Origin of the sequence: Curtobacterium sp. MCLR17_031 (genome assembly GCF_003234775.2) — a bacterium.
Classification (GTDB): Bacteria; Actinomycetota; Actinomycetes; order Actinomycetales; family Microbacteriaceae; genus Curtobacterium; species Curtobacterium flaccumfaciens.
Genome location: NZ_CP126270.1, coordinates 1,147,667 through 1,171,390 on the forward strand (window position 1 = coordinate 1,147,667; position 23,724 = coordinate 1,171,390).

Annotated in this window: 21 protein-coding genes; 16 read left to right on the plus strand and 5 right to left on the minus strand. The window is 71.2% G+C overall.

Features of this window, described 5'->3' with window-relative positions; translation table 11 throughout:
• Positions 1 to 5 precede the first annotated feature (5 nt).
• Complete coding sequence (locus DEI96_RS05540) at positions 6 to 1,625, minus strand: ABC transporter substrate-binding protein (protein ID WP_111024165.1); 1,620 nt, start codon at positions 1,623 to 1,625, stop codon at positions 6 to 8.
• A gap of 32 nt (positions 1,626 to 1,657) precedes the next feature.
• On the opposite strand from DEI96_RS05540, the gene DEI96_RS05545 reads away from it, so the two are divergent.
• Positions 1,658 to 2,257: an acyl-CoA-like ligand-binding transcription factor gene (locus DEI96_RS05545; RefSeq protein WP_111024164.1), complete on the plus strand. Its 600-nt coding sequence runs from the start codon at positions 1,658 to 1,660 to the stop codon at positions 2,255 to 2,257.
• A 48-nt stretch (positions 2,258 to 2,305) separates the two neighbouring features.
• On the opposite strand, the gene DEI96_RS05550 is transcribed toward DEI96_RS05545, so the two are convergent.
• On the minus strand, positions 2,306 to 3,328 hold the full coding sequence (locus tag DEI96_RS05550; RefSeq protein ID WP_111024163.1) for a cation diffusion facilitator family transporter: 1,023 nt from the start codon (positions 3,326 to 3,328) through the stop codon (positions 2,306 to 2,308).
• Positions 3,329 to 3,572: 244 nt separating this feature from the next.
• Between DEI96_RS05550 and ileS the strand changes: the two genes are divergently transcribed.
• The 5 genes from ileS to DEI96_RS05575 are packed head-to-tail and all read left to right on the plus strand — an operon-like array spanning position 3,573 to position 10,126.
• Positions 3,573 to 6,830 carry an isoleucine--tRNA ligase gene (gene ileS, locus DEI96_RS05555; protein ID WP_111024162.1) on the plus strand — a complete coding sequence of 1,086 codons (3,258 nt, stop codon included), beginning with the start codon at positions 3,573 to 3,575 and terminating at the stop codon, positions 6,828 to 6,830.
• A complete protein-coding gene (locus DEI96_RS05560) occupies positions 6,827 to 8,395 on the plus strand; it encodes a bifunctional folylpolyglutamate synthase/dihydrofolate synthase (RefSeq protein ID WP_181440559.1) in 1,569 nt (522 codons plus the stop codon). The genes ileS and DEI96_RS05560 overlap by 4 nt, the downstream gene beginning before the upstream one ends.
• Positions 8,392 to 8,808, plus strand: coding sequence for a DUF4233 domain-containing protein (locus DEI96_RS05565; RefSeq protein WP_051596525.1), 417 nt, complete (start codon positions 8,392 to 8,394; stop codon positions 8,806 to 8,808). The genes DEI96_RS05560 and DEI96_RS05565 overlap by 4 nt, the downstream gene beginning before the upstream one ends.
• A gap of 35 nt (positions 8,809 to 8,843) precedes the next feature.
• Positions 8,844 to 9,263, plus strand: coding sequence for a nucleoside-diphosphate kinase (ndk, locus tag DEI96_RS05570; RefSeq protein WP_017885984.1), 420 nt, complete (start codon positions 8,844 to 8,846; stop codon positions 9,261 to 9,263).
• Between the two features lie 14 nt (positions 9,264 to 9,277).
• Entirely contained in the window at positions 9,278 to 10,126 is an 849-nt protein-coding gene (locus DEI96_RS05575) for a DsbA family protein (RefSeq protein ID WP_111024161.1), read from the plus strand.
• A gap of 68 nt (positions 10,127 to 10,194) precedes the next feature.
• On the opposite strand, the gene DEI96_RS05580 is transcribed toward DEI96_RS05575, so the two are convergent.
• Positions 10,195 to 11,058 (minus strand): DsbA family protein, encoded by an 864-nt coding sequence (locus tag DEI96_RS05580; protein WP_111024160.1) that lies wholly within the window; start codon positions 11,056 to 11,058, stop codon positions 10,195 to 10,197.
• A gap of 31 nt (positions 11,059 to 11,089) precedes the next feature.
• Positions 11,090 to 11,692, minus strand: coding sequence for a vitamin K epoxide reductase family protein (locus DEI96_RS05585; protein WP_071405557.1), 603 nt, complete (start codon positions 11,690 to 11,692; stop codon positions 11,090 to 11,092).
• A gap of 347 nt (positions 11,693 to 12,039) precedes the next feature.
• Here DEI96_RS05585 and DEI96_RS05590 point away from each other — a divergent pair, with 347 nt between their 5' ends.
• Positions 12,040 to 15,042 carry an Rne/Rng family ribonuclease gene (locus tag DEI96_RS05590; RefSeq protein WP_111024159.1) on the plus strand — a complete coding sequence of 1,001 codons (3,003 nt, stop codon included), beginning with the start codon at positions 12,040 to 12,042 and terminating at the stop codon, positions 15,040 to 15,042.
• 1 nt (position 15,043) lies between these two features.
• On the plus strand, positions 15,044 to 15,961 hold the full coding sequence (locus DEI96_RS05595; RefSeq protein ID WP_111024158.1) for a hypothetical protein: 918 nt from the start codon (positions 15,044 to 15,046) through the stop codon (positions 15,959 to 15,961).
• A gap of 197 nt (positions 15,962 to 16,158) precedes the next feature.
• Here the strand turns inward: DEI96_RS05595 and DEI96_RS05600 are convergent, their stop codons facing one another.
• Positions 16,159 to 16,431: a DUF4031 domain-containing protein gene (locus DEI96_RS05600; RefSeq protein ID WP_111024157.1), complete on the minus strand. Its 273-nt coding sequence runs from the start codon at positions 16,429 to 16,431 to the stop codon at positions 16,159 to 16,161.
• Between the two features lie 179 nt (positions 16,432 to 16,610).
• Here DEI96_RS05600 and rplU point away from each other — a divergent pair, with 179 nt between their 5' ends.
• From rplU to DEI96_RS05640, 8 genes are all read left to right on the plus strand, one after another.
• Complete coding sequence (gene rplU / locus DEI96_RS05605) at positions 16,611 to 16,919, plus strand: 50S ribosomal protein L21 (RefSeq protein ID WP_027464715.1); 309 nt, start codon at positions 16,611 to 16,613, stop codon at positions 16,917 to 16,919.
• 12 nt (positions 16,920 to 16,931) lie between these two features.
• Positions 16,932 to 17,183, plus strand: coding sequence for a 50S ribosomal protein L27 (gene rpmA / locus DEI96_RS05610; RefSeq protein ID WP_017885976.1), 252 nt, complete (start codon positions 16,932 to 16,934; stop codon positions 17,181 to 17,183).
• Between the two features lie 103 nt (positions 17,184 to 17,286).
• Entirely contained in the window at positions 17,287 to 18,864 is a 1,578-nt protein-coding gene (obgE, locus tag DEI96_RS05615; RefSeq protein ID WP_111024156.1) for a GTPase ObgE, read from the plus strand.
• Positions 18,865 to 18,871: 7 nt separating this feature from the next.
• A complete protein-coding gene (proB, locus tag DEI96_RS05620; RefSeq protein WP_217499638.1) occupies positions 18,872 to 19,690 on the plus strand; it encodes a glutamate 5-kinase in 819 nt (272 codons plus the stop codon).
• A gap of 414 nt (positions 19,691 to 20,104) precedes the next feature.
• On the plus strand, positions 20,105 to 21,370 hold the full coding sequence (locus tag DEI96_RS05625) for a glutamate-5-semialdehyde dehydrogenase (RefSeq protein WP_111024155.1): 1,266 nt from the start codon (positions 20,105 to 20,107) through the stop codon (positions 21,368 to 21,370).
• 40 nt (positions 21,371 to 21,410) lie between these two features.
• A complete protein-coding gene (locus DEI96_RS05630; RefSeq protein ID WP_035807661.1) occupies positions 21,411 to 21,611 on the plus strand; it encodes a hypothetical protein in 201 nt (66 codons plus the stop codon).
• Between the two features lie 11 nt (positions 21,612 to 21,622).
• Entirely contained in the window at positions 21,623 to 22,222 is a 600-nt protein-coding gene (nadD, locus tag DEI96_RS05635) for a nicotinate-nucleotide adenylyltransferase (RefSeq protein ID WP_027464719.1), read from the plus strand.
• Positions 22,219 to 23,700 (plus strand): hypothetical protein, encoded by a 1,482-nt coding sequence (locus DEI96_RS05640; protein ID WP_284183640.1) that lies wholly within the window; start codon positions 22,219 to 22,221, stop codon positions 23,698 to 23,700. Before nadD ends, DEI96_RS05640 begins: the two co-directional genes overlap by 4 nt.
• Positions 23,701 to 23,724 lie beyond the last annotated feature (24 nt).

Sequence of the window (23,724 nt, forward strand, 5' to 3'; positions counted from 1 at the left end):
CCGGGTCAGCGGTCGATCCAGGCGGTGCCGAACCAGGGCGTCGAGACCGGGGTGGTCCGGATGCCGTGCACGGCCGAGCGCACCAGGAAGTGGTTCTGCTGGTCGTACAGGGGGAGCACGGTGTCGCTCGCCAGGATCGCCTTCTGCGCCTGCTCGTACAGGTCGGCGCGCTCGTCGGCGTCCGAGGTGCGGGCGGCCTGCTCGAGCAGCCGGTCGACGGCGGGGTCGTCGAGCTGGGCCAGGTTCGCGAAGTAGCCGGACGGTGCCGGTTCGATGCTCGCGCTGTCGTACAGGATGCGCAGGACGTCGGGGCCGACCTTCGTGTAGGGGGCGCTGACGACGTCGTACTCGTTCGCGGCGAGGGCGGCGTACCAGCTGGACAGGTCGAGTTCGTCGAGCACGACCTTGAACCCGACGGCCTTCTCGGACGCCTGGATCTGCTGGAACAGGCTGCGCTCGGCCGGCACCGACTGGTTCGTCGAGACGGGGAACGTCACGGTGAGCTGCTGGCCGTCCTTCTCGCGGATGCCGTCCGACCCGACCTTCCACCCGGCGTCGTCGAGCAGCTGCTTCGCCTTGGTCGGGGAGTACTCGAACCGGCTCTTGTCGGAGTACGCGAGCGGCTCAGCGCTCGAGAGCACCGAGTACGAGCGCTTCGCGGTGCCGAGGAACAGCGACTGCAGGCCGGGGTCGATCTCGGCACCGGCGATGAAGGCCTGGCGCACCGCTTCGTCGCGGAACACCCCGTGGCCGGAGTTCAGCTCGAGCCGGTTCGAGGCGCCCGGGCGCGGGGCGTCGAGGTCCCTGATGGCGCCCTTCGCCGACGCGGCCTTGAGCTGGTCGGGCTGGGCGTTGTCGATCACGTCGACCTGACCGGACTGCAGCGCGGCGTAGCGCGAGGTCGAGTCCGGCAGGAACCGCCACGTGATGCCGGACAGGCGCGGCTTCGTCGCGCCCCAGTAGTCGGTGTTCTTCGTCAGGGTGACGCGGTCGCCGTGCTTCCAGCCGGTGACCTCGAAGGGGCCGGTGCCGACGGGGGACTCGCAGTTCGTCGCCTGCTTCCGTTCGAGCGCCTTCGGGGACTCGATGCCCACCCAGGGCTGCGAGAAGGACTCGAGCAGCGCGCTGTCCGGCCGGCTCAGCGTCAGCGTCACGGTGTGCTCGTCGGTGGCGGTCGCCTTCGTGATGGACTGCAGCGCCAGGTAGCCGGTGCTCGAGGCGGTGGCCGGGTCCTGCACGTGCTCGATGTTCGCCACGACCGCGGCGGCGTCGAGCGTGGTGCCGTCGGTGAAGGAGACGTCGTCGCGCAGGGTGAACGTCAGGGTCTTCCCGTCGTCGCTCGTGGTCCACTTCGTCGCGAGTTCCGGCGTGGGCTTGCCGTCCTCGAGCCCGACGAGCTCCTCGATGTACTGCGTCGCGAGGAGCGCCTGCGGGTAGTTGCCCCCGACGTGCGGGTCGAGGCAGGTCGGTTCGGCGTCGCCGGAGGCGTAGGTGAGCGTGCCGCCCGCGACCGGGGTGCTGCTCCCGGTGCTCGTGCCCGGTCCGCTGCAGGCAGCCAGGACGAGCAGGACCGCCGAGGCGCCCGCGACGGCGGTGAGGGTTTTCTGTACTGAGTCCAAGATCATGGCTGACCGAGTCTAGCGGTTTACTGGGCCCCATGGACGAACCGATCCGCCGCGGTGGCCGACCCCGACGCTCGAGCGCCGAGGTGCTCGCGGACGCCGCCGCCGAGCTCTTCCTCGAGCAGGGGTACGGACGCACCACGGTCGATCAGATCGCCGCCCGCGCCGGGGTCAGCCGTGCGACGTTCTTCAACTACTTCCCGGCGAAGGCCGACGTGATGTGGCTCGAACTCGACGCCGCCGTCGCCGGGCTGCCCGGGTACCTCGCCGCGTCGACCGAGCCGAGCGTCGTCCGGGCCGTCGAGCAGGCGCTCCTCGCCGCTGCCCGGGCCCACGACCCCGAGCGGGTGCCGTGGGCCGTCGCGCAGGCCGAGGTGATGGGCATCGGGCCCGAGCTGGTGGCGGGCGTCGCGGTCCGGGTGAGGGCGCAGCACGAGGCCGTCGCCGCCTTCGTCGCGGGCCGCACGGGGGAGCAGCCGCGCTCGCTCTGGCCGCAGACGGTGTCCGGCGCGATGCTCGGAGCCGCCGCCGCGGCGTTCGGGGTGTGGGTCACCGACGGGGTCGGCCGCCGTGCGCTCGTCGAGTACGTCGCGGCGGCGCTCACCCCGGTGGTCGCGGGCCTCGACGCCCGCTGACACGCCGGCGTCTTGCGACACGAACCCGGCCACCCGCCCAGTCGACGCTCACTCCGTGCGCAGGGTCCCCGCGCCACCGGACGCCACGTCCGAAGCCGTGCCGTCGCGCACGACCTCGGGCACGTCGCCGTCGGTCGGCACCAGCGACTCGTCGCCCGGGTAGCTCAGGGTGAGGACGGCCTCCTCGATGTAGGGGCTGTCCTCGAGCGACTGCTCGACGTCCCGCAGCCGCACCGCGACGTGCTCCTCGGTCTCGTTGCCGGTCAGGTCGACGGCCGCGACGAGGTACACCCGCGACGGCCCCACGAACTCCAGGTGCAGGTAGGTGACCCGCTCGACCTGCGACCGGCCCAGCAGCTCGACGAGCACCGCGTTCTCGAGCTCGGGGGACGTGCTCTCGCCGAGCAGGAACCGGCGGTTGCGGTCGATCAGGACGATCGCGACGAACCCGAGCAGCACACCGATCGCGATGGAGCCGAGCGCGTCGAACACCGCCAGCCCGGTGACCTGGTGCAGGAACACCCCGAGGAACGCCACGACCAGGCCGATCAGCGCCGCCGCGTCCTCGGCGAACACCGCACGGAGCGTCGGGTTCGACGACTGCAGCACGTGCCGCAGCACCGGGACCCTGCGCTTCGTCGCGGCGCCGTGTGCCTGCCGGTACGCCTGCAGGAAGCTCGTGCCCTCGAGCAGGAACGCCACCCCGAGCACGACGTAGTTGAGCACGACGTCCTCGGCCGGCCCGGTGTCCCCGAACTCCGAGATGCCGTGGTAGATCGACACGATCGCACCGGCCGTGAACAGGCCGAACGCGGCGAACATCGACCAGATGTACGTCTCGCGTCCGTACCCGAGCGGGTGCGCGGTGTCCCGCTTCTTGCCGCCCCGTCGTTCGGCGACGAGCAGGAACACCTCGTTGCCGGTGTCCGCCCAGGAGTGCGCCGCCTCGGCCACCATCGACGCCGAACCCGAGACGAGCGAGGCGACGGTCTTCGCGATCGCGACGAGCAGGTTCGCCCCGAACGCGATCAGGACGGTGACGAGTGACTCGGGGCGTTCTTCTGCGGGCATCGCTCAAGCATGCTCCGGTCCGGTAAAGTCGTGTTCCACGAGCGTCGATCCGGCCATCACCGGGGAGCTTCCGGAAGAACGCGGAGCGCACCAGCGCCTCCGTCAGTAGAACCGGGCGGGTTCGGGACCGTCACCATCCCCGACACAGAGTGGTCGCACAGCGCACGTTGGGCGGCAAACGAGGTGGTACCGCGGAACCTGTTTCCGTCCTCGTGGAGATCGAGCGAACCCACAAGGAGTCCCGGTGCCGTACCCGTTGAACGCCGATGCCGATGGCGTCGTCCCCTCGCCGAGCTTCCCCGCCGTCGAGCGGGGCATCCTCGCCTTCTGGAAGCGCGACGACACGTTCCAGGCGTCCATCGACGCGCGACAGGGCTGCCCGGAGTGGACCTTCTACGACGGCCCGCCCTTCGCCAACGGCCTGCCGCACTACGGGCACCTGCTGACCGGCTACGCGAAGGACGTCTTCCCGCGCTACCAGACCATGCGCGGCAAGCAGGTGCACCGCCGCTTCGGCTGGGACACACACGGCCTGCCCGCCGAGCTCGAGGCGATGCGCCAGCTGGGCATCACCGAGAAGCACGAGATCGACGCCATGGGCATCGACGTCTTCAACGCCGCCGCCAAGAAGTCCGTACTGCAGTACACCGACGAGTGGCAGGAGTACGTCACCCGCCAGGCGCGCTGGGTCGACTTCGAGGACGACTACAAGACCCTCGACGTCACCTTCATGGAGAGCGTGCTCTGGGCGTGGAAGCAACTCTGGGACAAGGGCCTGGCGTACGAGGGCTTCCGGGTCCTGCCGTACTGCTGGAACGACCAGACGCCGCTGTCCAACCACGAGCTGCGCATGGACGACGACGTCTACAAGATGCGCCAGGACCAGTCCGTCACGGTCTCGTTCCCGCTGTACGGCGACCGCGCTTCCGCGCTCGACCTGACCGGTGTGCGCGCGCTCGCCTGGACGACGACCCCCTGGACCCTCCCGACGAACGCCGCGTTGGCAGTCGGTCCGGAGATCGCGTACGCGGTCGTCCCGGCAGGGCCTGGAGGCGCGGCTGACGGTGCCGACGCCGGTTCCGTCTCCTACCTGCTCGCGTCCGACACCGTGGCCGCGCACGCCAAGGAGCTCGGCTACGCCTCGGGTGACGAGGCGCTCGCCGCCGTCGGGCGCACGCTGACGGGCGCCGAGCTCGACGGCGTCGAGTACGAGCGGCTGTTCGACTTCCTGGCCGACCAGGAAGGGTACGAGCATGCATGGCGCATCCTGGTCGCCGAGTACGTCGAGACCGGTGAGGGCACCGGCATCGTGCACCAGGCCCCGGCCTACGGTGCCGACGACCAGGAGGTCTGCGCCGCCGCCGGCATCCCTGTCGTGCTGTCCCTCGACGAGGGCGGCGTCTTCACGTCGCAGTTCGGCGAGGTCGCCGGCATGCTCTGGTCGGACGCGAACAAGCCGTTGACCAAGGCCGTCCGCGACGCCGGGCGACTGCTCCGCCAGGCGTCCTACGAGCACAGCTACCCGCACTGCTGGCGCTGCCGGAAGCCCCTCATCTACAAGGCCGTCTCGTCGTGGTTCGTCCGCGTCACCGAGCTCCGCGACCGCATGGGCCAGCTCAACCAGGACATCAACTGGGTGCCGGACAACGTCAAGGACGGCCAGTTCGGCAAGTGGGTCGGCAACGCCATCGACTGGTCGGTCTCGCGCAACCGCTACTTCGGCACGCCGATCCCGGTGTGGCAGTCCGACGACCCCGAGTACCCGCGCACCGACGTGTACGGCTCGCTCGCCGACATCGAGCGCGACTTCGGTCGACTGCCGGTGAACGCCGAGGGCGAAGTGGACCTGCACCGGCCGTTCATCGACGACCTGACGCGGCCGAACCCCGATGACCCCACGGGCGGGTCGACGATGCGCCGGATCACTGACGTGTTCGACGTGTGGTTCGACTCCGGCTCGATGCCGTACGCCCAGGTGCACTACCCGTTCGAGAACCGGGAGTGGTTCGAGTCGCACAGCCCGGCCGACTTCATCGTCGAGTACATCGGGCAGACGCGCGGCTGGTTCTACGTCATGCACGTGCTCTCCACCGCGCTGTTCGACCGGCCGGCGTTCCAGAACGTCATCAGCCACGGCATCGTCCTCGGCTCGGACGGCCAGAAGATGTCGAAGTCGCTCCGGAACTACCCGGACGTCTCCGAGGTCTTCGACCGCGACGGCGCCGACGCCATGCGCTGGTTCCTGATGTCCTCGTCGGTGATCCGCGGCGGCAACCTCGTCGTCACCGAAGAGGGCATCCGCCAGGGCGTCCGCGAGTTCATGCTGCCGCTGTGGTCGACGTACTACTTCTTCACCCTGTACGCGAACGCCTCTGGCCCCGACGGGTACCGGGCCCAGCGCCGGACCGACTCGACCGACGTGCTCGACCGGTACCTGCTCGCGAAGACCCGGGTCCTCGTCACCGACGTCCGGACGCACCTCGACGCGCTCGACACCCCGCTCGCGGCCCAGGCCGTCCGCGACTTCGCCGACGTGCTCACGAACTGGTACGTCCGCCGCTCGCGCGACAAATTCTGGACCGGGGCCGACGCGGACGCCGGCGCCGAGACCCGTGCGGCGTTCGACACGCTGTACACCGTGCTCGAGACCCTGACCCGGGTCGCCGCCCCACTCGCGCCGCTCGTCACCGAGGAGATCTGGAAGGGCCTGACCGGCGGACGCAGCGTCCACCTGACGGACTTCCCGGACCCCGACGAGTTCCCCGCCGACGACGCCCTCGTCGACGCGATGGACCGCGTGCGCGACGTCGCCTCGAAGGGCCTGGCGCTCCGCAAGGCCACCGGCAAGCGCGTCCGCCTGCCCCTGGCCACGTTGACCCTGGTGGTGCCGGACCCGGCCGCGGTCGAACCGTTCGCCGACATCCTGCGCGACGAGCTCAACGTCAAGCGCGTGGTGCTCGAGGCCCAGGCGGAAGAGTCGCTGGCGCAGTACGGCATCGAGCGGAAGCTCACCGTCAATGCCCGCGTCGCCGGCCCCCGCATCGGCAAGCAGGTGCAGCAGGTGATCCCGGCCGCCAAGAAGGGCGACTGGACCGCGACCGACTCCGGCGTGACCGTCGGTGGCGTCGACCTGATCGAGGGCGAGTACTCGCTCGACCTCACCGTGGCCGACGCCTCGGTGGCCGTGGCGTTCCTCGACGAGGGCGGCTTCGTCGTGCTCGACACCGTGACGACGCCCGAGCTCGAGGCCGAGGGGCTCGCCCGTGACGTCGTCCGCGCCGTCCAGCAGGCCCGCCGCGACGCCGACCTCGACGTCAGCGACCGCATCGCCCTGACCCTCCGGGTGGACGGCACGGCCGACGGCGCGGTCCGCGCGCACCAGGAGCTCATCGCCGGGGAGACCCTGGCGACGAGCGTCGAGATCGTGCCCCTCGGGGCGGACGACACCACCACCGACGTCGGTGACGGTGCGAAGGTATCCGTGGAGGTAGCACGCGCATGAGTGACCACGACCAGTACGACGACCACGAGGCGAACGAGGAGTTCGTCGGACACGACGAGTTCGACGGTCACGGTGTTGATGGGCGCAGTGAGGACGGCATCCGGATCCCGGTCGGCCCCTCCGGCGACGCTCCGGCCGATGCCGTGCCCTACGGCGGTGACGACGACGAGGTCCGCCGCGTCGAGGCCGCCCTGTACGCCCGCATCGGCGAACAGGCGCCCGAGCGCCGGCTGACCGCCACGCGCCGCGCCGTCGAGCTGCTCGGCGACCCGCACCTGGCGTACCCGGTGATCCACGTCACGGGCACGAACGGCAAGACGTCGACCGCGCGCACCATCGAGAGCATCGTCCGGGCCCACGGTCTGCGCACCGGCCTGATGACGAGCCCGCACCTGGTGTCGATCCGGGAGCGCATCGTGGTCGACGGCCAGCCGATCGCGGCGGACCGGTTCGTCGAGAACTGGGACGACATCGCCCCGGTGCTCGAGATCACCGACCGCGAGCTCGCCGACAAGGGCGAACTCCCGCTGACCTTCTTCGAGGCGCTCACCGTGCTCGCCCTGGCGTGCTTCGCCGAGGCCCCGGTGGACGTCGCCGTGATCGAGGTCGGCATGGGCGGCGAGTGGGACTCCACCAACGTCGTGCAGAGCCAGGTGTCGGTGTTCACGCCGATCGCCATCGACCACGCGAAGCAGCTCGGTGCCACGGTGGCCGAGATCGCCCGCACCAAGTCGGGCATCGTCAAGCCGTCGTCCGCCGTGGTGTCGAGCCGACAGGTCCCCGAGGCCCTCGCCGAACTCGAGCGCGCCGCCGAGCTCACCGAGTCCACCCTGGCCGTCGAGGGCACGGTGGGCCCCTTCGAGCCGGTACCTGACCGTCGCGAAGCGGCGGGCAGGCCGAGCTCGCAGGGATTCAGTGTCGTCGACGTCACCCCGGCCGTGGGCGGACAGCTCATCACCGTGCAGGGCATCGCCGGCCGCTACGACGACCTGTTCCTGCCGCTGTTCGGCCGGCACCAGGCGGAGAACGCCGCCGTGGCGATCGCGGCGGTCGAGTCGTTCCTCGGTCGCGGGGCCCAGGCCCTCGACGAGGACGTCCTCTCCGAGGGCATCGCCGGCACGACCAGCCCCGGCCGCCTGCAGCCCATCGCGACCGACCCGACCGTCGTCGTCGACGCCGCGCACAACCCGCACGGTGCGAAGGCCCTGGCCGAGGCCCTGCCGGTCGCGTTCCCGTCCGAGCACGTCGTCGGCGTCGTCGGGATCCTCGGCGACAAGGACGCCCGCGGGTTCGTCCGCGCGCTCAAGGACACCGTCGCCACGTTCGTCGTGACGCAGCCGCCGGGGGAGCGTGCGCTCGACGCGGACGAGTTCGCCCGGGTCGTCGTCGACGAGGTCGGCGAGGACCGCGTCGTCGTCGAGCCCTCCCTGGCGTCCGCACTGCAGGAAGCGCGCAGCCTGGCCGACGAGGCCGACGCCGAGGACGCCCTCGTGCTCGTCGCGGGCTCCATCGTGATGGTGGGCGCGGTCATGGACCTCGTGCACCGCGAAGGCGAGGCGAAGTGACGGACGCACCACGGGCCTCCCGGCCGGGCCGCGCACCGCGCACCCGGAAGCCGCGCCGCGAACGCGGGGCGCAGGAGAGCCTGCTCTCGATCACGCTCGTGCTCGAGGCGATCATGTTCTTCTTCCCCATGCTCGTCGTCTTCGGCAAGGGCACGCTGCCGCCCGCAGCGGCCTTCGGCGGGGGCATCGGCGCGATCATCGTCCTCGCAGCTGCCTCACGTCTGACGGGCAACCGGGCCGGTGTATGGTTCGGGTGGCTGCTGCAGGCGGCCATCCTCGCCACCGGGTTCATCGAACCGTTCATGTTCGCGGTCGCCGTGGTGTTCCTGGCGCTGTGGGTCTTCTGCTTCGTCAAGGGCGGTCAACTGGACCGTCAGAACGCCGCGCGCCGAGCGGCCATGGGCGAGGACTGACCACCACATTCGACCCCGAACACAGGGAGTACTGCGTGTCCGACTTCGAAGAGACCCTCGTCCTCGTCAAGCCCGACGGCGTCGCCCGCCAGCTGACCGGTGAGATCCTCCGCCGGATCGAGGCGAAGGGCTACGAGCTCGTCGACCTGAAGATGCTCACCGCGCCGCGTGACCTGCTCGACGCGCACTACGAGGAGCACCAGGGCAAGCCGTTCTTCGAGCCGCTCGTCGAGTTCATGCAGTCCGGTCCCGTCGTCGCCGTGCGCGTCGCCGGCAACGGTGCGATCGCGGGCTTCCGCTCGCTCGCCGGCACCACCGACCCGACCTCGGCCGCACCCGGCACCATCCGTGGTGACCTGGGCCGCGACTGGGGCCTCAAGGTGCAGCAGAACCTGGTCCACGGTTCGGACAGCCCCGAGTCGGCCGCGCGCGAGCTCGCGCTCTGGTTCGCCTGAGCGACGGGGACGACGTGACGAACAACGACCGACCCACCAAGAACGAGCGGCGTCAGCACGCCCGAGAGGTCGCACGGCAGCGCGCCGACGCCGAGAAGCGCCGCAAGCGCCGCAACAAGTGGTTCCTGCAGGGCGGCATCGGCCTGGGCATCCTGGCGATCGCCGCGATCATCGCGATCGTCGCGGTGAACGTGAACAACGCGCCCGTGGTGTCGGCAGCCGGGCCGAAGAACATGGCCACCGGCGCGATCCAGTTCACCGGCCAGGACGGCAAGGTCACCCCGGTGACCACGCCGGCCGTCTCCCCGACGGGCTCGGCCTCGCCGGTCCCGACGGCGAACAGCGACGGCGCCGTGACGGTCACCGAGTACGTCGACTGGGCCTGCCCGGTCTGCAAGCAGTTCGAGGCGGCCTACTCCGACCAGATCCTCGACAAGGTGAAGTCGGGCGACGCGACCCTGGCGATCCAGCCGGTGTCGATCCTCGACCGCAGCTACGCGGGCTCCCGCTACGCCAGCCGTGCCGCGAACGCCGCCATGTGCGTGGCGAACTACGCGCCGGACAAGTTCCTCGACGTGCAGACGCAGTTCTTCGAGAACCAGCCGGCCGAGGGCACCAAGGGCCTGACCAACTCCGAGATCGCGAAGCTCGTCAAGGCGGGCGGCGCGACCGGTTCGGACCTGTCCCAGTGCCTGTCGTCCGAGCAGTTCAAGGGCTGGGTGACGAAGTCGACGCAGGCCGTCACCACGAACGAGGCGCTCGCGGGCACGCAGGGCTTCGGCACGCCGACGATCGTCGTCGACGGCAAGCGCCTGGACGACCTGAGCACCGTCATCACCGCGATCGACGCCGCGGCGAAGTAGCACGCCCCGAACGACCGACGGCCCTCGCTCCCATCCGGGAGCGGGGGCCGTTCGTCGTGTGTGGGGGGCTAGGACGTCCCGCCGTGCTCCCGGACGAAGGCCGCGAACGCGTCGACGTCGGCGAGGGACGCCGCGCCGTCCGCGTTGTACTGCGCGCCGTCGACGATGATCGTCGGCGTGCTCGTGATCCCGTCGAGCGACGAGTTCGGCACGGGGTCGTTCATCGCCCGGTTCGTGGCGTCGGCGACCCACCCGGCGAAGTCCTGCCGGGTGATGCACGGTGTCACGGCCGGGTCCGTCGCCCCGGCCTCGTGCGCGAGGGACGCCAACTCGTCGTTCGTGAGTCCGCGCGTGCTCTCCGAGGGCTGGTGGTCGTAGAGCGAGCTGTTGAAGGCCAGGAACGCGTCCGGGTCGTGGTCCGCGACGCACGCGGCAGCGGTGGCCGAGCGGGTGGAGTACCGCGATCCGAGCGACACGCGGTCGAGCAGCCCGAGCGGATGCAGCTCGAGGGTGGCGGTTCCGTCCTCGACCCACTGCCGGATCCGGGGCATCTGGGCCGTCTCGAACTGGTTGCAGTACGGGCACATGTAGTCCGCGTAGATCGTGATCGCGGTCTTCGAGCCGTCCTGCTCGGTCGGCGTCGGGGCCCCGCCGTCGGGCACCGCTCGCGTCTCGACGGGCACGATCCTGCCGTGCACCCCGGTGAGCAGGACGCCGTCGCTCGCTGTGTTCCGCGGACCCGGCCCGGCGGGCTGCACGGAGTTCGCGATGACCAGGACGACCACCGCGACCACCGCGAGGCCCGCGACGATGAGCCCGCTGATGCCGAGTGTGCGGAGGCGACGGCGGCGCGACTGCTCCGCCGCCCGTGCCGCTCGCGCGCGTTCCCGTGCGGCGTCCCGGCGCGCCCTGCTGCTCTCGATCTCGCTCATCGATCCCGAGCGTAGGGGCAGCGGGGACGGCTCAGAAGCTGGTGAGGACCGCGGGGAACTTGATGATGATCGTGACGATGATGACCAGGTAGTTCGCCAGCGCGAACGCCCAGCTGAAGGGCAGGAGCGACCGGCCGACACGCTGCGCCCCGGCGCCGAAGCGACCCTGGGCCATGTTCCAGATCGTGAACACCCAGAACATCGGGATCGTCATCGACCAGACGAGCATGCACCACGGGCACAGGGCGCCGATGACGAAGACGGTCTGCGTGAACAGCCAGGTCACGAACACCCACGCCAGGAAGACACCGGCGTTGAAGACGATCCAGAACCAGCGCGAACCGTTCCGGAACCCGGCGAGCAACAGCACGGCGACGGCGATCGGGGCGACGAACCCCATGACGCCGAGCAGCGGGTTCGGGAACCCGAACAGGTGCCCCTGCCAGCTGGCCATCACGTCGGAGCAGTTGATGAACGGGTTCACGTCACAGCTCAGGACGGCCTTCGGGTTCTCGTACTTCGTGAACTCGTCGAGGACGAGCCGGAACGAGCCGAACAGGCCGACGATCCCGGTGACGAGCAGGAAGACCGCCATCGCGATCGGACGACGGGGGGCAGGTGCAGACGCGGTCACGCGGTCATCATCGCATGCGGGTTCCGGTGCTTTCCGGGTGCGGCATGCGATAATGCCTGGAGGTCGTGCGGCCAACCGCACACCGAAGAGAGCTTTCCGAGTGACGCCCCACCGGGCCGAACCCGGACGATCCGGTGCGGTGAGAGCGCACTGTGGTCGGGCAGCGTCACTCCGATGCCGAGCCGGACCGGGCCGGGTGCCCGGACCGGAACGGGCGCGGACGCAACGAGAAGTTGACGTGGACCGATCACGACACAGCGAGCGCGGGGGCGTCGACGCCGCCCGCCACGACACAGAATTCCCGCCACCCGAAAGGGTGCGAGTGGGGCCGAGGAGTGCACCAGTCCATGGTGGAGCAGAACAACGACAACACGACCAACGACGAGAACGCGCCGAAGCGCCGGAGCCGCCTGTTCGGCGGTCGCCGCGCCCGGTCGTCCGGCCAGGAGGCCCGTGGGGGCGCCGAGCAGGCACCCCACGCCGACGAGACCCTCGCGCTGACGGGCGGCGCTGACGCCCGTCCCGCGGCCAGCGTCGCGTCGGCCGGTTCACCGGACTCTCCCGGTTCGCCGGATTCGCCCGACTCTCCGGCATCGCCGGCGTCGCCCGTCGAGCCGACCGACACCGGGGCGGTCTCCGTCGCGGTCGAGGCCGTCGCCGACAGCGGTGCCGAGCCGCACGACGTGAGCACCCTGACCGGTGACCTGCCGGTCGTGACGGGCGACCAGTCGGGCAGCGCGACCGACGGGGCGGACGCGGACCGCGCCTCCCGTCCGGCCGACGCCGCACCGACCGCCGAGGCGAGCGACGACGCCGCACCCGACGACGAGCCGTTCGTGCCGAAGGCCACGAGCACGCTCAGCCTGATCTTCCACGCGCCGGTGCTGCCGGAGCTGCCGCAGCGCGCGCCCCGGTTCGAGCGTGACCGCGACCGCGACCGCGACCGCGATCGTGACCGCGACGAGGACGACCGCTACGACCGCGAGGACCGCTTCGACCGCGACCGTGACGACCGCGACGACCAGGGCGGCTCGCGCCGTCGCTCGCGGCGCCGTGGTTCGAGCGCCGACCGCGAGGCCCGCGAGCCGCGCGACCACCAGGAGCCGCGCCGCCGCGAGCCGGAGCTCATCACCGAGCCGCAGCGCATCAAGGGCTCGACCCGACTCGAGGCGAAGAAGCAGCGTCGTCGTGACGGCCGCGACGCCGGACGCCGCCGCCAGGTGGTCAGCGAGGACGAGTTCCTCGCCCGCCGCGAGAGCGTCGACCGCCAGATGATCGTCCGCTCCAGCTCGTCGACGATCGAGATCGGCGTGCTCGAGGACGGCATCCTCGCCGAGCACTACATCACCAAGTCCGAGAACGTGTCGCTCATCGGCAACGTCTACCTCGGCAAGGTGCAGAACGTCCTGCCCTCGATGGAGGCGGCGTTCGTCGACATCGGTCGCGGTCGCAACGCCGTGCTCTACGCCGGTGAGGTCGACTGGAACTCGGTCGAGACCGGCAACCACGGTCGCCGCATCGAAGCAGCGCTCAAGCCGGGCGACAAGGTCCTCGTGCAGGTCACGAAGGACCCGGTCGGCCACAAGGGTGCCCGCCTCACCAGCCAGATCTCGCTGCCGGGTCGCTACCTGGTCTACGTGCCGAACGGCTCGATGAACGGGATCTCGCGCAAGCTGCCGGACACCGAGCGTGCCCGACTGAAAAAGATCCTGAAGGAGGTCCTGCCGGAGCACGCGGGCGTCATCGTGCGCACCGCTGCCGAGGGCGCGACCGAGGAGCAGCTCACCCGCGACGTGCAGCGCCTGACCAGCCAGTGGGAGGCCATCCAGAAGAAGGTCGCCGGTGGTCACGCCCCGGTCATGCTGCACTCCGAGCCGGACCTGCTCATCAAGATCGTCCGTGACGTCTTCAACGAGGACTTCACGAAGCTGATCATCGACGGCGAGGCCGCCGGCGGCACCATCGACGAGTACCTGTCGGCCGTCGCCCCGGACCTCAAGGACCGCGTCGTCCGCTACGAGGGCCCGGACTCCTTCGAGGAGTTCCGCCTCAACGAGCAGATCGACAAGGCGCTCGACCGCAAGGTCTGGCTGCCCTCCGGTGGTTCGCTCGTCATCGACCGCACCGAGGCGATGACGGTCGTCGACGTCAACACCGGCAAGTTCGTCGGTTCCGGGGGCAACCTCGAAGAGACGGTCACGAAGAACAACCTCGAGGCCGCCGAGGAGCTCGTCCGCCAGCTCCGCCTGCGCGACATCGGCGGCATCATCGTCGTCGACTTCATCGACATGGTGCTCGAGGAGAACCGCGACCTCGTGCTCCGCCGCCTGGTCGAGTGCCTGAGCCGCGACCGCACGAAGCACCAGGTCGCCGAGATCACCTCGCTCGGCCTCGTGCAGATGACCCGCAAGAAGATCGGTGTCGGCCTGCGCGAGTCCCTCGACGAGGTCAACGCCAAGGTCAACGACAACAACGCCGACCCGGGCCCGAGCAAGGGGCGTCGCAAGGGTCGTGGTGGGAACGGCAACGAGAACGGCCGATCCGACAACGGCAACGGCAACGGCAACGGCGGCAAGGGGAACTCCGGTTCCTCGGGGCAGTCGAACGGTGCCTCCGGCCAGGCGCACCAGATCACCGACGACGTGAAGAACGCGCTGTCGCGGATCGCCGCCTCGACCCTCTCGCACGACGAACAAGAGGCCGCAGCCGCTGCCGTGACCGCGACGGAGGCCACGGCACCGTCGTCGGCCGACGCGTCCACCGGCCCGGACAGCACGGGTGGCGAGCAGCCGACCGGTTCGAAGCGTCGTCGCCGTGGCCGTGGTGGCCGCGGGGCAGAGCAGCAGAGCGGAGACCAGCAGAGCGGCGACCAGCAGGCCGCTGCCGACGCTCGGGCCGCCGATGCACCGCAGGCACCCGCTGCCGAACAGTCGGACGCGTCGGGGTCGTCGGTCACCGCTGAGCCCGCCGTGATCGTCGAGCCCGAGGCGCGCGCGCCGAAGGTGGCTGCTCCGGCCGCCACCGAGCCCGCAGCCGCACCGAAGGCGAAGGCCCCGGCCCGCCGTCGTGTGAGCTCGAGCGCCACCGTGACGCCGACCGACAACACCGTGGCGATCCTGGACATCCCGATCGCCGCGGCGCCCAAGCGCGAGCCCCGCGCGGTCGCCCCGGACGCCGAGTCCCTGCTCGACTCGGTGCTCCAGGCGCTCCCGGAGCCGAAGCAGCCCGGACAGGGGCGCTCGCGCTCCCGCCGGGTCTCGTCGCCGAGCATCAGTGCTCCCGCCACGCCGACGGAGGAGTCGACCGACGACGTCGACGGCTCCGACGGCGCAGTGATCCTGGGGAACTGACGTGACGAACCCGGGCGACCCGCAGCAGCAGCGTGGGTACTACGGTGCGGGCTGGTCCCAGCCCGCACCGCCCGGCCCGGGTGCCCAGCAGCCCGGCGGCCCGGTGCCGCCGCAGCAGGGCGGTGTGCCGCAGTACGGGCGTCAGCCCGGTGCCGGTGCGCCGTACGCCCCGCCGCGGCCGCCCCGTGCCCCGGCCGACCCGCGCCGGGCTTTCGCGCCCGGCGCCTCGGTGACGAACACGGCCGGTGCGCTCATCGCCGTGGTGGCCCTGGTGCTCGTCGAGTTCGTGTCCGGGCTCTTCGGGCTGCTCGGCACCTCGCTCGTGGTCAGTCCGTTCCGGCACTACGGCGCCGGCACGAGCCTGCTCGGCAGCTTCACGACCGGGGTCTTCGTGGCTCCGTTCCCGTACTACGTCGGCTCGTTCCTGGCCCTGGCGTTCCTGACGCCGATCGACCGCCGCAGCCCGCTGCCGAGGCTCCTGCTCCGCGTGGTCCTCGCCGGCGCCGCGGGCACGGTGGCCCTGATGCTCGTCGGGGTGTTCACCGGCTCGTTCGGAGCGGCCACCGCCGGCGGCTCCCAGCTCGTCATCGACGTGCTCACGCGACCGGTGCAGAACGGTCTGCCGTTCACCGTGATGCTCCTGGCGACCGCCACGGCGGCCTGGCTCTGGCTCGGTCGGCCGCGACGCGGACGAGGCACGTCGACGACCCCGGGGATGCCGGGCACCGTCCGACCGGCCGACGCGGTCCCGCCCTCGACGATCCAGCCGCAGGCACCGCAGCAGCAGCCGGCACCGTACGGGCAGGGGCGCGTGCAGCCCGACCCCCACGGTCAGTACGGCGGGCAGTACGGCGCCGGGCCGCGCCCAGACCAGCAGCAGCCCCCGGCGAACCCCTGGGGCGGTCCAGCGCCCCGCTGAGCCCGTTCGCGGCCCCTCGCACGGTGCGACGCCCCCTTCGAGCCGTGCGAGGTTCCGTACTCGGTGCGCCGGTCTCCGCGTCGCACGGAGTGCGGAACCTCGCACCGTTCGCGCGGCCCTGCGAGCCGGCGGCGCACCGTGTGCGGCGCGGGGCGGGGCGGACGCACGCCGCGCCTCCCGGCCGTCCGGACGCGCGGTCAGGTGCCGCGCTTGTCTCGCTGCGCCACGCGCAGCCCACTGCGGATCAACCGCAGCACGAGCTCGCGACCGGTCACGGCCGAGGCGCCAGCGGCCACCAGTTCGTCGTACCGCGAGAGCGGGACGTCGTAGTGGTCGTGGTCGAACGCACGGCGCGGCACACCGGCCCGCGCAGCGAACGCGTGGAGTTCCGCGTAGGATTCATCACTGACGAGGTGCGACCACAGTGTGTCGTGGGCGGGCCACGTCGGTGGGTCGATCAACACGGTCACCGTGCAATCGTACGGGTGTCGCCGTTTGACCGGACCCAGGGTGATCGAGTATTCTCGGTCCCTGGTGTCAGCGGGCCGTTCTGCCTGCGTCGCCGATCGGGCCCGGCCTTCCGGGAGCCGCTCGTGCAGAAGTGGGCACCCGAGACTTCCCTCAAGCAGAGTTACGTAAGGATTTCCACGTGGTTTACGCAGTAGTGCGCGCCGGCGGCCGTCAGGAGAAGGTCGAGGTCGGCACCATCCTGACCATCGACCGTGCCAAGGCGGACGACAAGGGCAACATCGACCTCGCCCCCGTGCTCCTCGTGGACGGTGACAAGATCACGTCGGCGGCTTCCGAGCTCGCGAACGTGACCGTCACCGCCGAGGTGCTCGACGACCTCCGTGGTCCCAAGGTCATCATCCAGAAGTTCAAGAACAAGACCGGGTACAAGAAGCGCCAGGGTTTCCGCGCTGAGCTGACCCGCGTCAAGATCACCAAGATCGCGTAAGGGAGTCAACTCATGGCACACAAGAAGGGTGCGAGTTCCACTCGCAACGGTCGTGACTCGAACGCACAGCGCCTCGGCGTGAAGCGCTTCGGTGGCGAGGTCGTCAACGCCGGCGAGATCATCGTCCGCCAGCGCGGCACGCACTTCCACCCGGGCGCCAACGTCGGCCGCGGTGGCGACGACACGCTGTTCGCCCTCTCGTCCGGTTCGGTCGAGTTCGGCACCAAGGGTGGCCGCAAGGTCATCAACATCGTCAACGCGTAGTCGTTCGAACGACTGCAGCTGGAGGGGCGGGCCGAGTGCCCGCCCCTCCTTCGCTTTTCCCGCCGACGATCCCGTCGGCCAACGAAACACCTGGAGTGGACCCATGGCGACCTTCGTCGACCGCGTGACCCTGCACCTCAGCGCGGGGCACGGCGGCAACGGCTGCGTGTCGGTCCGCCGTGAGAAGTTCAAGCCCCTCGCCGGGCCCGACGGCGGCAACGGCGGTGACGGCGGCGACATCGTGCTCGTGGCCGACCCGCAGGTGACGACGCTGCTCGGCTACCACCGTTCCCCGCACCGCTCGTCGAAGAACGGGCAGCCCGGCATGGGTGACCACCGCAGCGGTGTGAGCGGCGAGGTCCTCGAACTCCCGATGCCCGTCGGCACCGTGGTCTACGACGAGTCCGGCGAGGTCATCGCCGACCTCACCGAGCCCGGCATGCGCGTCGTCGTGGCCCCCGGTGGACAGGGCGGCCTCGGCAACGCGGCGCTCTCCACCACGAAGCGCAAGGCCCCCGGCTTCGCGCTGCTCGGCACCGAGGGCTGGGCGGGGGACATCAGTCTTGAGCTGAAGACCATCGCCGACGTGGCCCTCGTCGGGTTCCCGAGCGCCGGCAAGTCCTCGCTGATCGCGGCCGTCTCCGCCGCCAAGCCGAAGATCGCGGACTACCCGTTCACGACCCTCACGCCGAACCTCGGCGTCGTCGAGTCCGGTGACACCCGCTTCACCGTCGCCGACGTCCCCGGCCTGATCGAGGGCGCGTCCGAGGGCAAGGGCCTCGGCCTGGAGTTCCTGCGCCACGTCGAGCGGTGCGAGGCACTGCTCCACGTCATCGACTGCGCCACGCTCGACCCGGGCCGCGACCCGATCAGCGACCTCGACGTCATCCTCGGCGAGCTCGAGCGCTACCCGGTCCCCGAGGGCCAGGTGCCGCTGCTCGAGCGCCCGCAGCTCATCGCCCTGAACAAGATCGACGTGCCCGAGGCGCAGGAGCTCGCCGAGTTCGTCACCGCCGAGCTCGAGGGCCGCGGCTACCGCGTCTTCCCGATCTCCACGGCGTCCCGCAAGGGGCTTCGTGAGCTGACCTTCGCGCTGGCCGACATCGTCGAGCAGGCCCGTGCAGCCCGTGCTGCCGAGCCGGTCCCGGAGCGCATCGTGCTCCGCCCCCGCTCGGTCAACGAGAAGCCGTTCACCGTGCGCGCCGAGGGCGGCGAGGAGCACCGCTTCTACCGCGTCCGCGGTGCGAAGCCGGAGCGCTGGGTCCAGCAGACCGACTTCACCAACGAAGAGGCGATCGGCTACCTGGCCGACCGGCTCGCGAAGCTCGGCGTCGAGGACGGCCTGTTCAAGGCCGGAGCCGTCGCCGGCTCCACCGTCGTCATCGGTGGCGACGGCGGCATGGTGTTCGACTGGGAGCCCACGCTCACGTCGACCGCGGAGCTCATCACGAGCGCCCGTGGCACCGACGCCCGCATCGGTGCGACGTCGCGTCCGACCCGCAACGAGCGGCGCGAGGAGTACTTCGAGCGGATGGACGCCAAGGCGGCCGCCCGTGCCGAGCTCGAGCAGGAGCGCGTCTCCGGGCTCTGGGTGGACGACGAGGTGGTGACCAGCGACCAGCTCGGCACCGGTGACCAGTTCGACGCCGACCGGGTCGAGACCAGCGACCAGAAGGACTGACCGCGGCATGACCGACACGACCGCCCGCACCGACCTCGGACCCGTCACACGGCGCGAGGACATCCCGCGTGCGCGGCGGATCGTCGTCAAGGTCGGCTCGTCCTCGGTCAGCGGTGACGCCGCCGGCCAGATCGGCCCCCTGGTGGACGCGCTGGCTGCCGCCTACGGCCGGGGGACCGAGGTCGTGCTCGTGTCGTCCGGTGCGATCGCGACCGGGTTCCCGTTCCTCGGGCTCGAGGGCCGACCGGACGACCTCGCCACCCAGCAGGCTGCGGCGGCCACCGGGCAGAACGTCCTGATGTTCCGGTACCAGAAGGAACTCGACCGGCACGGTGTCGTCGCGGCGCAGATCCTGCTCACCGCCGGAGACCTGCAGAACCCCACGCACCGGGTGAACGCCCAGCGTGCCATCGACCGGCTGCTCGCCCTGCGCGTGCTGCCGATCGTGAACGAGAACGACACCGTCGCCACGCACGAGATCCGCTTCGGCGACAACGACCGGCTCGCGGCGCTGGTGGCCCGGCTGCTCGGCGCCGACGCCCTCGTGCTGCTCTCCGACGTCGAGGCGCTCTACACGGCGCCCCCGGAGCAGCCCGGCGCGACCCGCATCGACGAGGTGCCGTTCGGCGACGAGCTCGCCGGGGTCACCTTCGGCTCGATCGGCACCGCCGGCGTCGGCACCGGGGGAGCGGGGACCAAGGTCGCCGCCGCGCGGCTCGCGGCCGAGGCGGGCACCGCGGTGCTCGTGACGGACACGGCGCTGGTCGACCGCGCGCTGGCGGGCGAACACCTCGGCACCTGGTTCCACGCCGCACCGCGTCCCTGACGCAGCCCGCACCGCGCCGCGCCGGTGGCCGCGAGCGGTCACGACTCGCCGTCGGGACGGCGCCGACTGGTCGGAGACCGTCGGTGTGGGCGTCGCGGAGCGACGGTCTGTGACCGCTCGCGTGGCGCTGGACGACGTGTCGTGACCGGCCGGCGGGGTGGACGCGACCGTCTGGAGGCCCGGTGCGGGTCCCGGGGACCGGTGCCGGGCCTCCAGACGGTCACGGCTCACCGACGGGACGCGGTCATGTGGTCGGGAACCGTCGGTACGGTCGCCGCGGCGCGACGATCTGCGACCGCTCGGCAGGCGGGTGACGACGTGTCGTGACCGGTCGGCGCGGCGGACCGGGCCTGGAGGCACGGCGAGCGTCCGCAACGCCCGTCACGAAGCGAGGGGCGGACCTACAATCGGTCCATGTCGTCGATCGCGCCCGCCCCGACCCTCACCGACAAGCTCGTGGCGGCACGGGCCGCTTCGTCGGCGCTCGCGACCGCGACGACCGCCGTCAAGGACGCGGCCCTCGGCGCGATCGCCTCGGCGGTGCGTGCCGCGACCGACGAGATCGTCGCCGCGAACCACGACGACCTCGTCGCCGGCGAGGACGGCGGGCTCTCGTCCGGGCTGCTGGACCGGTTGCGACTCGACCCCGTCCGGATCGAGGCCCTCGCCGCCGCGGTCGAGCACGTCGTCGGACTGACCGACCCCGTGGGCGAGCACGTGCGCGGGTCGCAGCTGCCGAACGGACTCCAGCTCACCCAGGTGCGCGTGCCGTTCGGTGTCGTCGGGGCCATCTACGAGGCACGCCCGAACGTCACCGTCGACATCGCCTCGCTCGCGCTCAAGTCGGGCAACGCCGTCGTGCTCCGTGGCGGGTCGGCGGCCCAGCACACGAACGCCGTGCTCGTCGCCCGGATCCAGGACGCGGTCGAGTCGGTCGGGCTGCCCCGCGACCTGGTGCAGACCATCGACGAGTTCGGCCGCGCCGGTGCCACCGAGCTCATGCGGGCACGGGGCCTGGTCGACGTGCTGATCCCGCGGGGGAGCGCCGCCCTCATCCAGACCGTCGTCACCGAGTCGCAGGTGCCCGTCATCGAGACCGGTGCGGGCGTCGTGCACGTGTTCCTCGACGCGTCCGCACCCGAGCAGCGTGCGGTCGACATCGTCCTGAACAGCAAGGTGCAGCGGCCGAGCGTGTGCAACGCCCTCGAGACCCTCCTGGTGCACGAGGCCGCGGCCGAACGACTCCTGCCGGTGCTGGCCGACCGGCTGCGGGCGTCGGGTGTGACGCTGCGCGGCGACGACGCCACGCGGGCGATCGTGCCCGGGGTGCTCCGCGCCACCGACGACGACTGGGCGACCGAGTCGATGGACCTCGACCTGTCGATCCGCGTCGTGCCCGACGTCGACGCGGCGATGGCGCACATCGCCCGGTGGTCGACGCACCACACGGAGTCGATCGTCACGAACGACGTCGACACCGCCGAACGGTTCCTGGCGACCGTCGACTCGGCGGTCGTGATGGTGAACGCCTCGACCCGGTTCACCGACGGCGGCGAGTTCGGTTTCGGTGCCGAGGTCGGCATCTCGACGCAGAAGCTGCACGCGCGCGGTCCGATGGGCCTGCCGGAGCTCACGAGCACGAAGTGGATCGTGCGCGGGTCCGGGCAGATCCGCGGCTAGACTGAACGGCGTCTTTCCCCGACCGAACGGAGCACGAACGATGACCCTCCTCGCAGAAGCTGCTGAGCACGCCTCCGGGGCGCCCGCGTTCGTGTTCCCGATGGTCGGCGCCCTCTTCTTCATCTTCCTCGGCTTCGTGACCTGGAGCTTCCGCGACGTGGCCTACCGCCACTCCCAGAAGTTCGAGGCCACCCGCCACCACGAGACGGGTGTCGACGAGTTCGGTCACACCAAGATCTGACCGACCACTCGATGCTCGAGACCACCGGACGGCCACGCATCGGCGTGATGGGTGGCACGTTCGACCCCATCCACCACGGGCACCTGGTCGCGGCGTCCGAGGTGGCGCGGGCGTTCGACCTCGACGAGGTCGTCTTCGTCCCCACCGGACAGCCGTACATGAAGTCCGACGTCACCGACGCCGAGCACCGGTACCTGATGACCGTGATCGCCACCGCGTCGAACCCGATGTTCACCGTCAGCCGCGTGGACATCGACCGCCCGGGGCCGACGTACACCGTCGACACCCTGCGGGACCTGCACGAACAGCGACCGGATGCCCAGCTCGTCTTCATCTCGGGCGCAGACGCCGTTCAGCAGATCGTCGACTGGAAAGACCATGATGGTCTCTGGGACCTCGCGCACTTCGTGGCCGTGACGCGTCCGGGACACGCCTTGAGCCTCACCGGATTGCCCGAGCGGGACGTAAGCTTGCTCGAAGTCCCTGCACTGGCCATATCCTCGACGGATTGCCGTGACCGGGTTCGACGGGGGTTCCCCGTCTGGTACTTGGTTCCCGACGGTGTCGTCCAGTACATCTCCAAGCACCATCTGTATCGGAGCGTTGCATGAGTTCGTCCGACGCGCAGCCGCCCCTGTCGCGGCGCCAGGCGCGCGAGCGGGAGCGTGCCGCCGCGGCCGGTTCGCAGCCCGCGACGCCGCCCCCGACCGTCGCCGCACCCGCCGCCGAGACCCCCGAGTCCCGTCGCCGTCCGGGGTCGCACGTCGCCCCGGCCCCCGGTGGCCCCGCCCAGTCGTCCGCGCCGGCATCGGCGCAGACCGACCCCGGGTCGGCCCCGTCCGTCCCGGTGTCGGCGCCCGCGGCCGGTGTGCCGCCGTTCCCGCCGGCCTCCGCGACCGAGATCGTCCCCGGCAGCGGTGGACTCACCCGTCGGCAGATCCGGCAGCTCCGTGCCGCCGAGCGCCAGGCGGTCCTGCCGGTCCCACTGCAGAACCCCACGCCACAGTCGTCCGACCGCACCGTCGAGGACGTCCTCGGGTCGGTGGACACGATCGACCCCTCCGCCGCGCCGCAGAGCGCTCCGGTCGCCGAGGCCGCGCACGACGAGCAGCCCGCTGCCCCGACGGTCCTCGACCAGGCCGCCGTCGCCCAGGCCACCGAGGCCGACGGGTCCCCGGACGCGCTCGAGCCCCTCGACGAGGCCGCTGCGCACGCCGAGGAGCCCCGCCGCCACCGGTCGACGTGGTCGCCGCCCGCCGACGTCACCGAGTCCGACGTGTCCGACGTCGCCGAGTCCGATGCGCCGGAGACCGACGCCCCGGCGGACGAGACGACCGACGTCGCACCGGCGGACGAGTCGTCCGAGGACGCTCCGGCCCGGTCTGCCGACGACGCTCCCGCCCCCGCTGCCGGGTCGCAGCCCGCCGTCACGCCGGTCCCGATCCCGACGAACGCCGCCGCAGCGACCCCCGCGGTGTTCCCGCTCTCGCTCGACGCCGAGGACGACGACACCAACGAGGTGCCGCTGCCCGAGCCCGCGACCGAGGCCCCGAAGGTCCCCGCGGCGTTCCAGCGTCCGACCGAGCCGAAGCCGGTGACCACGGCCTTCGCGCCGCCCGCCGGCCACTGGTCGCAGCAGGCGCACGACTCGAACGACTCCGAGGTGCACGACGCCGAGACGGGCACCCGCCGCGTCGCGGTGACGAACACAAACGCGATCATCCTGCCGAACTCGGCCCTGGCCGACCCCACCGGGGCGCTCAACGCGACGGGCGAGGTGATCCTGACCGGATCGATCGACCTGCCGGCGTCGCTGTCGTCGACGGGGTCGCACCGGCCGATCGACGGCGCCGAGGTCGACCGTCTGCTCGAGCAGCAGGACGAGCAGCCCGAGACCGACGCCAGCCCGGTGCGGGCCAGCCGTGCGGTGTCCAGCCACACCTCGACCCGTCAGGTCGTGCTCGCCGCGGCCAAGCCGAAGGAGTCGCGCACGCCGCTGATCCTCGGTGTGACGGTCGGCGCGGTCGGGCTGGCTGCGGCCGGCGTCATCATCACCGCACTGCTCACCACCCACGCGTTCGGCGGCTGACCGCTGCCGTCCTCGACGTCCGTT

What these genes read in the sequence shown, in the direction of transcription:
- DEI96_RS05540 (WP_111024165.1), bottom strand. Translation starts at nt 1,625, where the DNA reads ATGATCTTGGACTCAGTACAGAAAACCCTCACCGCCGTCGCGGGCGCC.
- DEI96_RS05545 (WP_111024164.1), top strand. Translation starts at nt 1,658, where the DNA reads ATGGACGAACCGATCCGCCGCGGTGGCCGACCCCGACGCTCGAGCGCC.
- DEI96_RS05550 (WP_111024163.1), bottom strand. Translation starts at nt 3,328, where the DNA reads ATGCCCGCAGAAGAACGCCCCGAGTCACTCGTCACCGTCCTGATCGCG.
- DEI96_RS05560 (WP_181440559.1), top strand. Translation starts at nt 6,827, where the DNA reads ATGAGTGACCACGACCAGTACGACGACCACGAGGCGAACGAGGAGTTC.
- DEI96_RS05580 (WP_111024160.1), bottom strand. Translation starts at nt 11,058, where the DNA reads ATGAGCGAGATCGAGAGCAGCAGGGCGCGCCGGGACGCCGCACGGGAA.
- DEI96_RS05590 (WP_111024159.1), top strand. Translation starts at nt 12,040, where the DNA reads ATGGTGGAGCAGAACAACGACAACACGACCAACGACGAGAACGCGCCG.
- rpmA (WP_017885976.1), top strand. Translation starts at nt 16,932, where the DNA reads ATGGCACACAAGAAGGGTGCGAGTTCCACTCGCAACGGTCGTGACTCG.
- obgE (WP_111024156.1), top strand. Translation starts at nt 17,287, where the DNA reads ATGGCGACCTTCGTCGACCGCGTGACCCTGCACCTCAGCGCGGGGCAC.
- proB (WP_217499638.1), top strand. Translation starts at nt 18,872, where the DNA reads ATGACCGACACGACCGCCCGCACCGACCTCGGACCCGTCACACGGCGC.
- DEI96_RS05625 (WP_111024155.1), top strand. Translation starts at nt 20,105, where the DNA reads ATGTCGTCGATCGCGCCCGCCCCGACCCTCACCGACAAGCTCGTGGCG.
- DEI96_RS05630 (WP_035807661.1), top strand. Translation starts at nt 21,411, where the DNA reads ATGACCCTCCTCGCAGAAGCTGCTGAGCACGCCTCCGGGGCGCCCGCG.
- nadD (WP_027464719.1), top strand. Translation starts at nt 21,623, where the DNA reads ATGCTCGAGACCACCGGACGGCCACGCATCGGCGTGATGGGTGGCACG.
- DEI96_RS05640 (WP_284183640.1), top strand. Translation starts at nt 22,219, where the DNA reads ATGAGTTCGTCCGACGCGCAGCCGCCCCTGTCGCGGCGCCAGGCGCGC.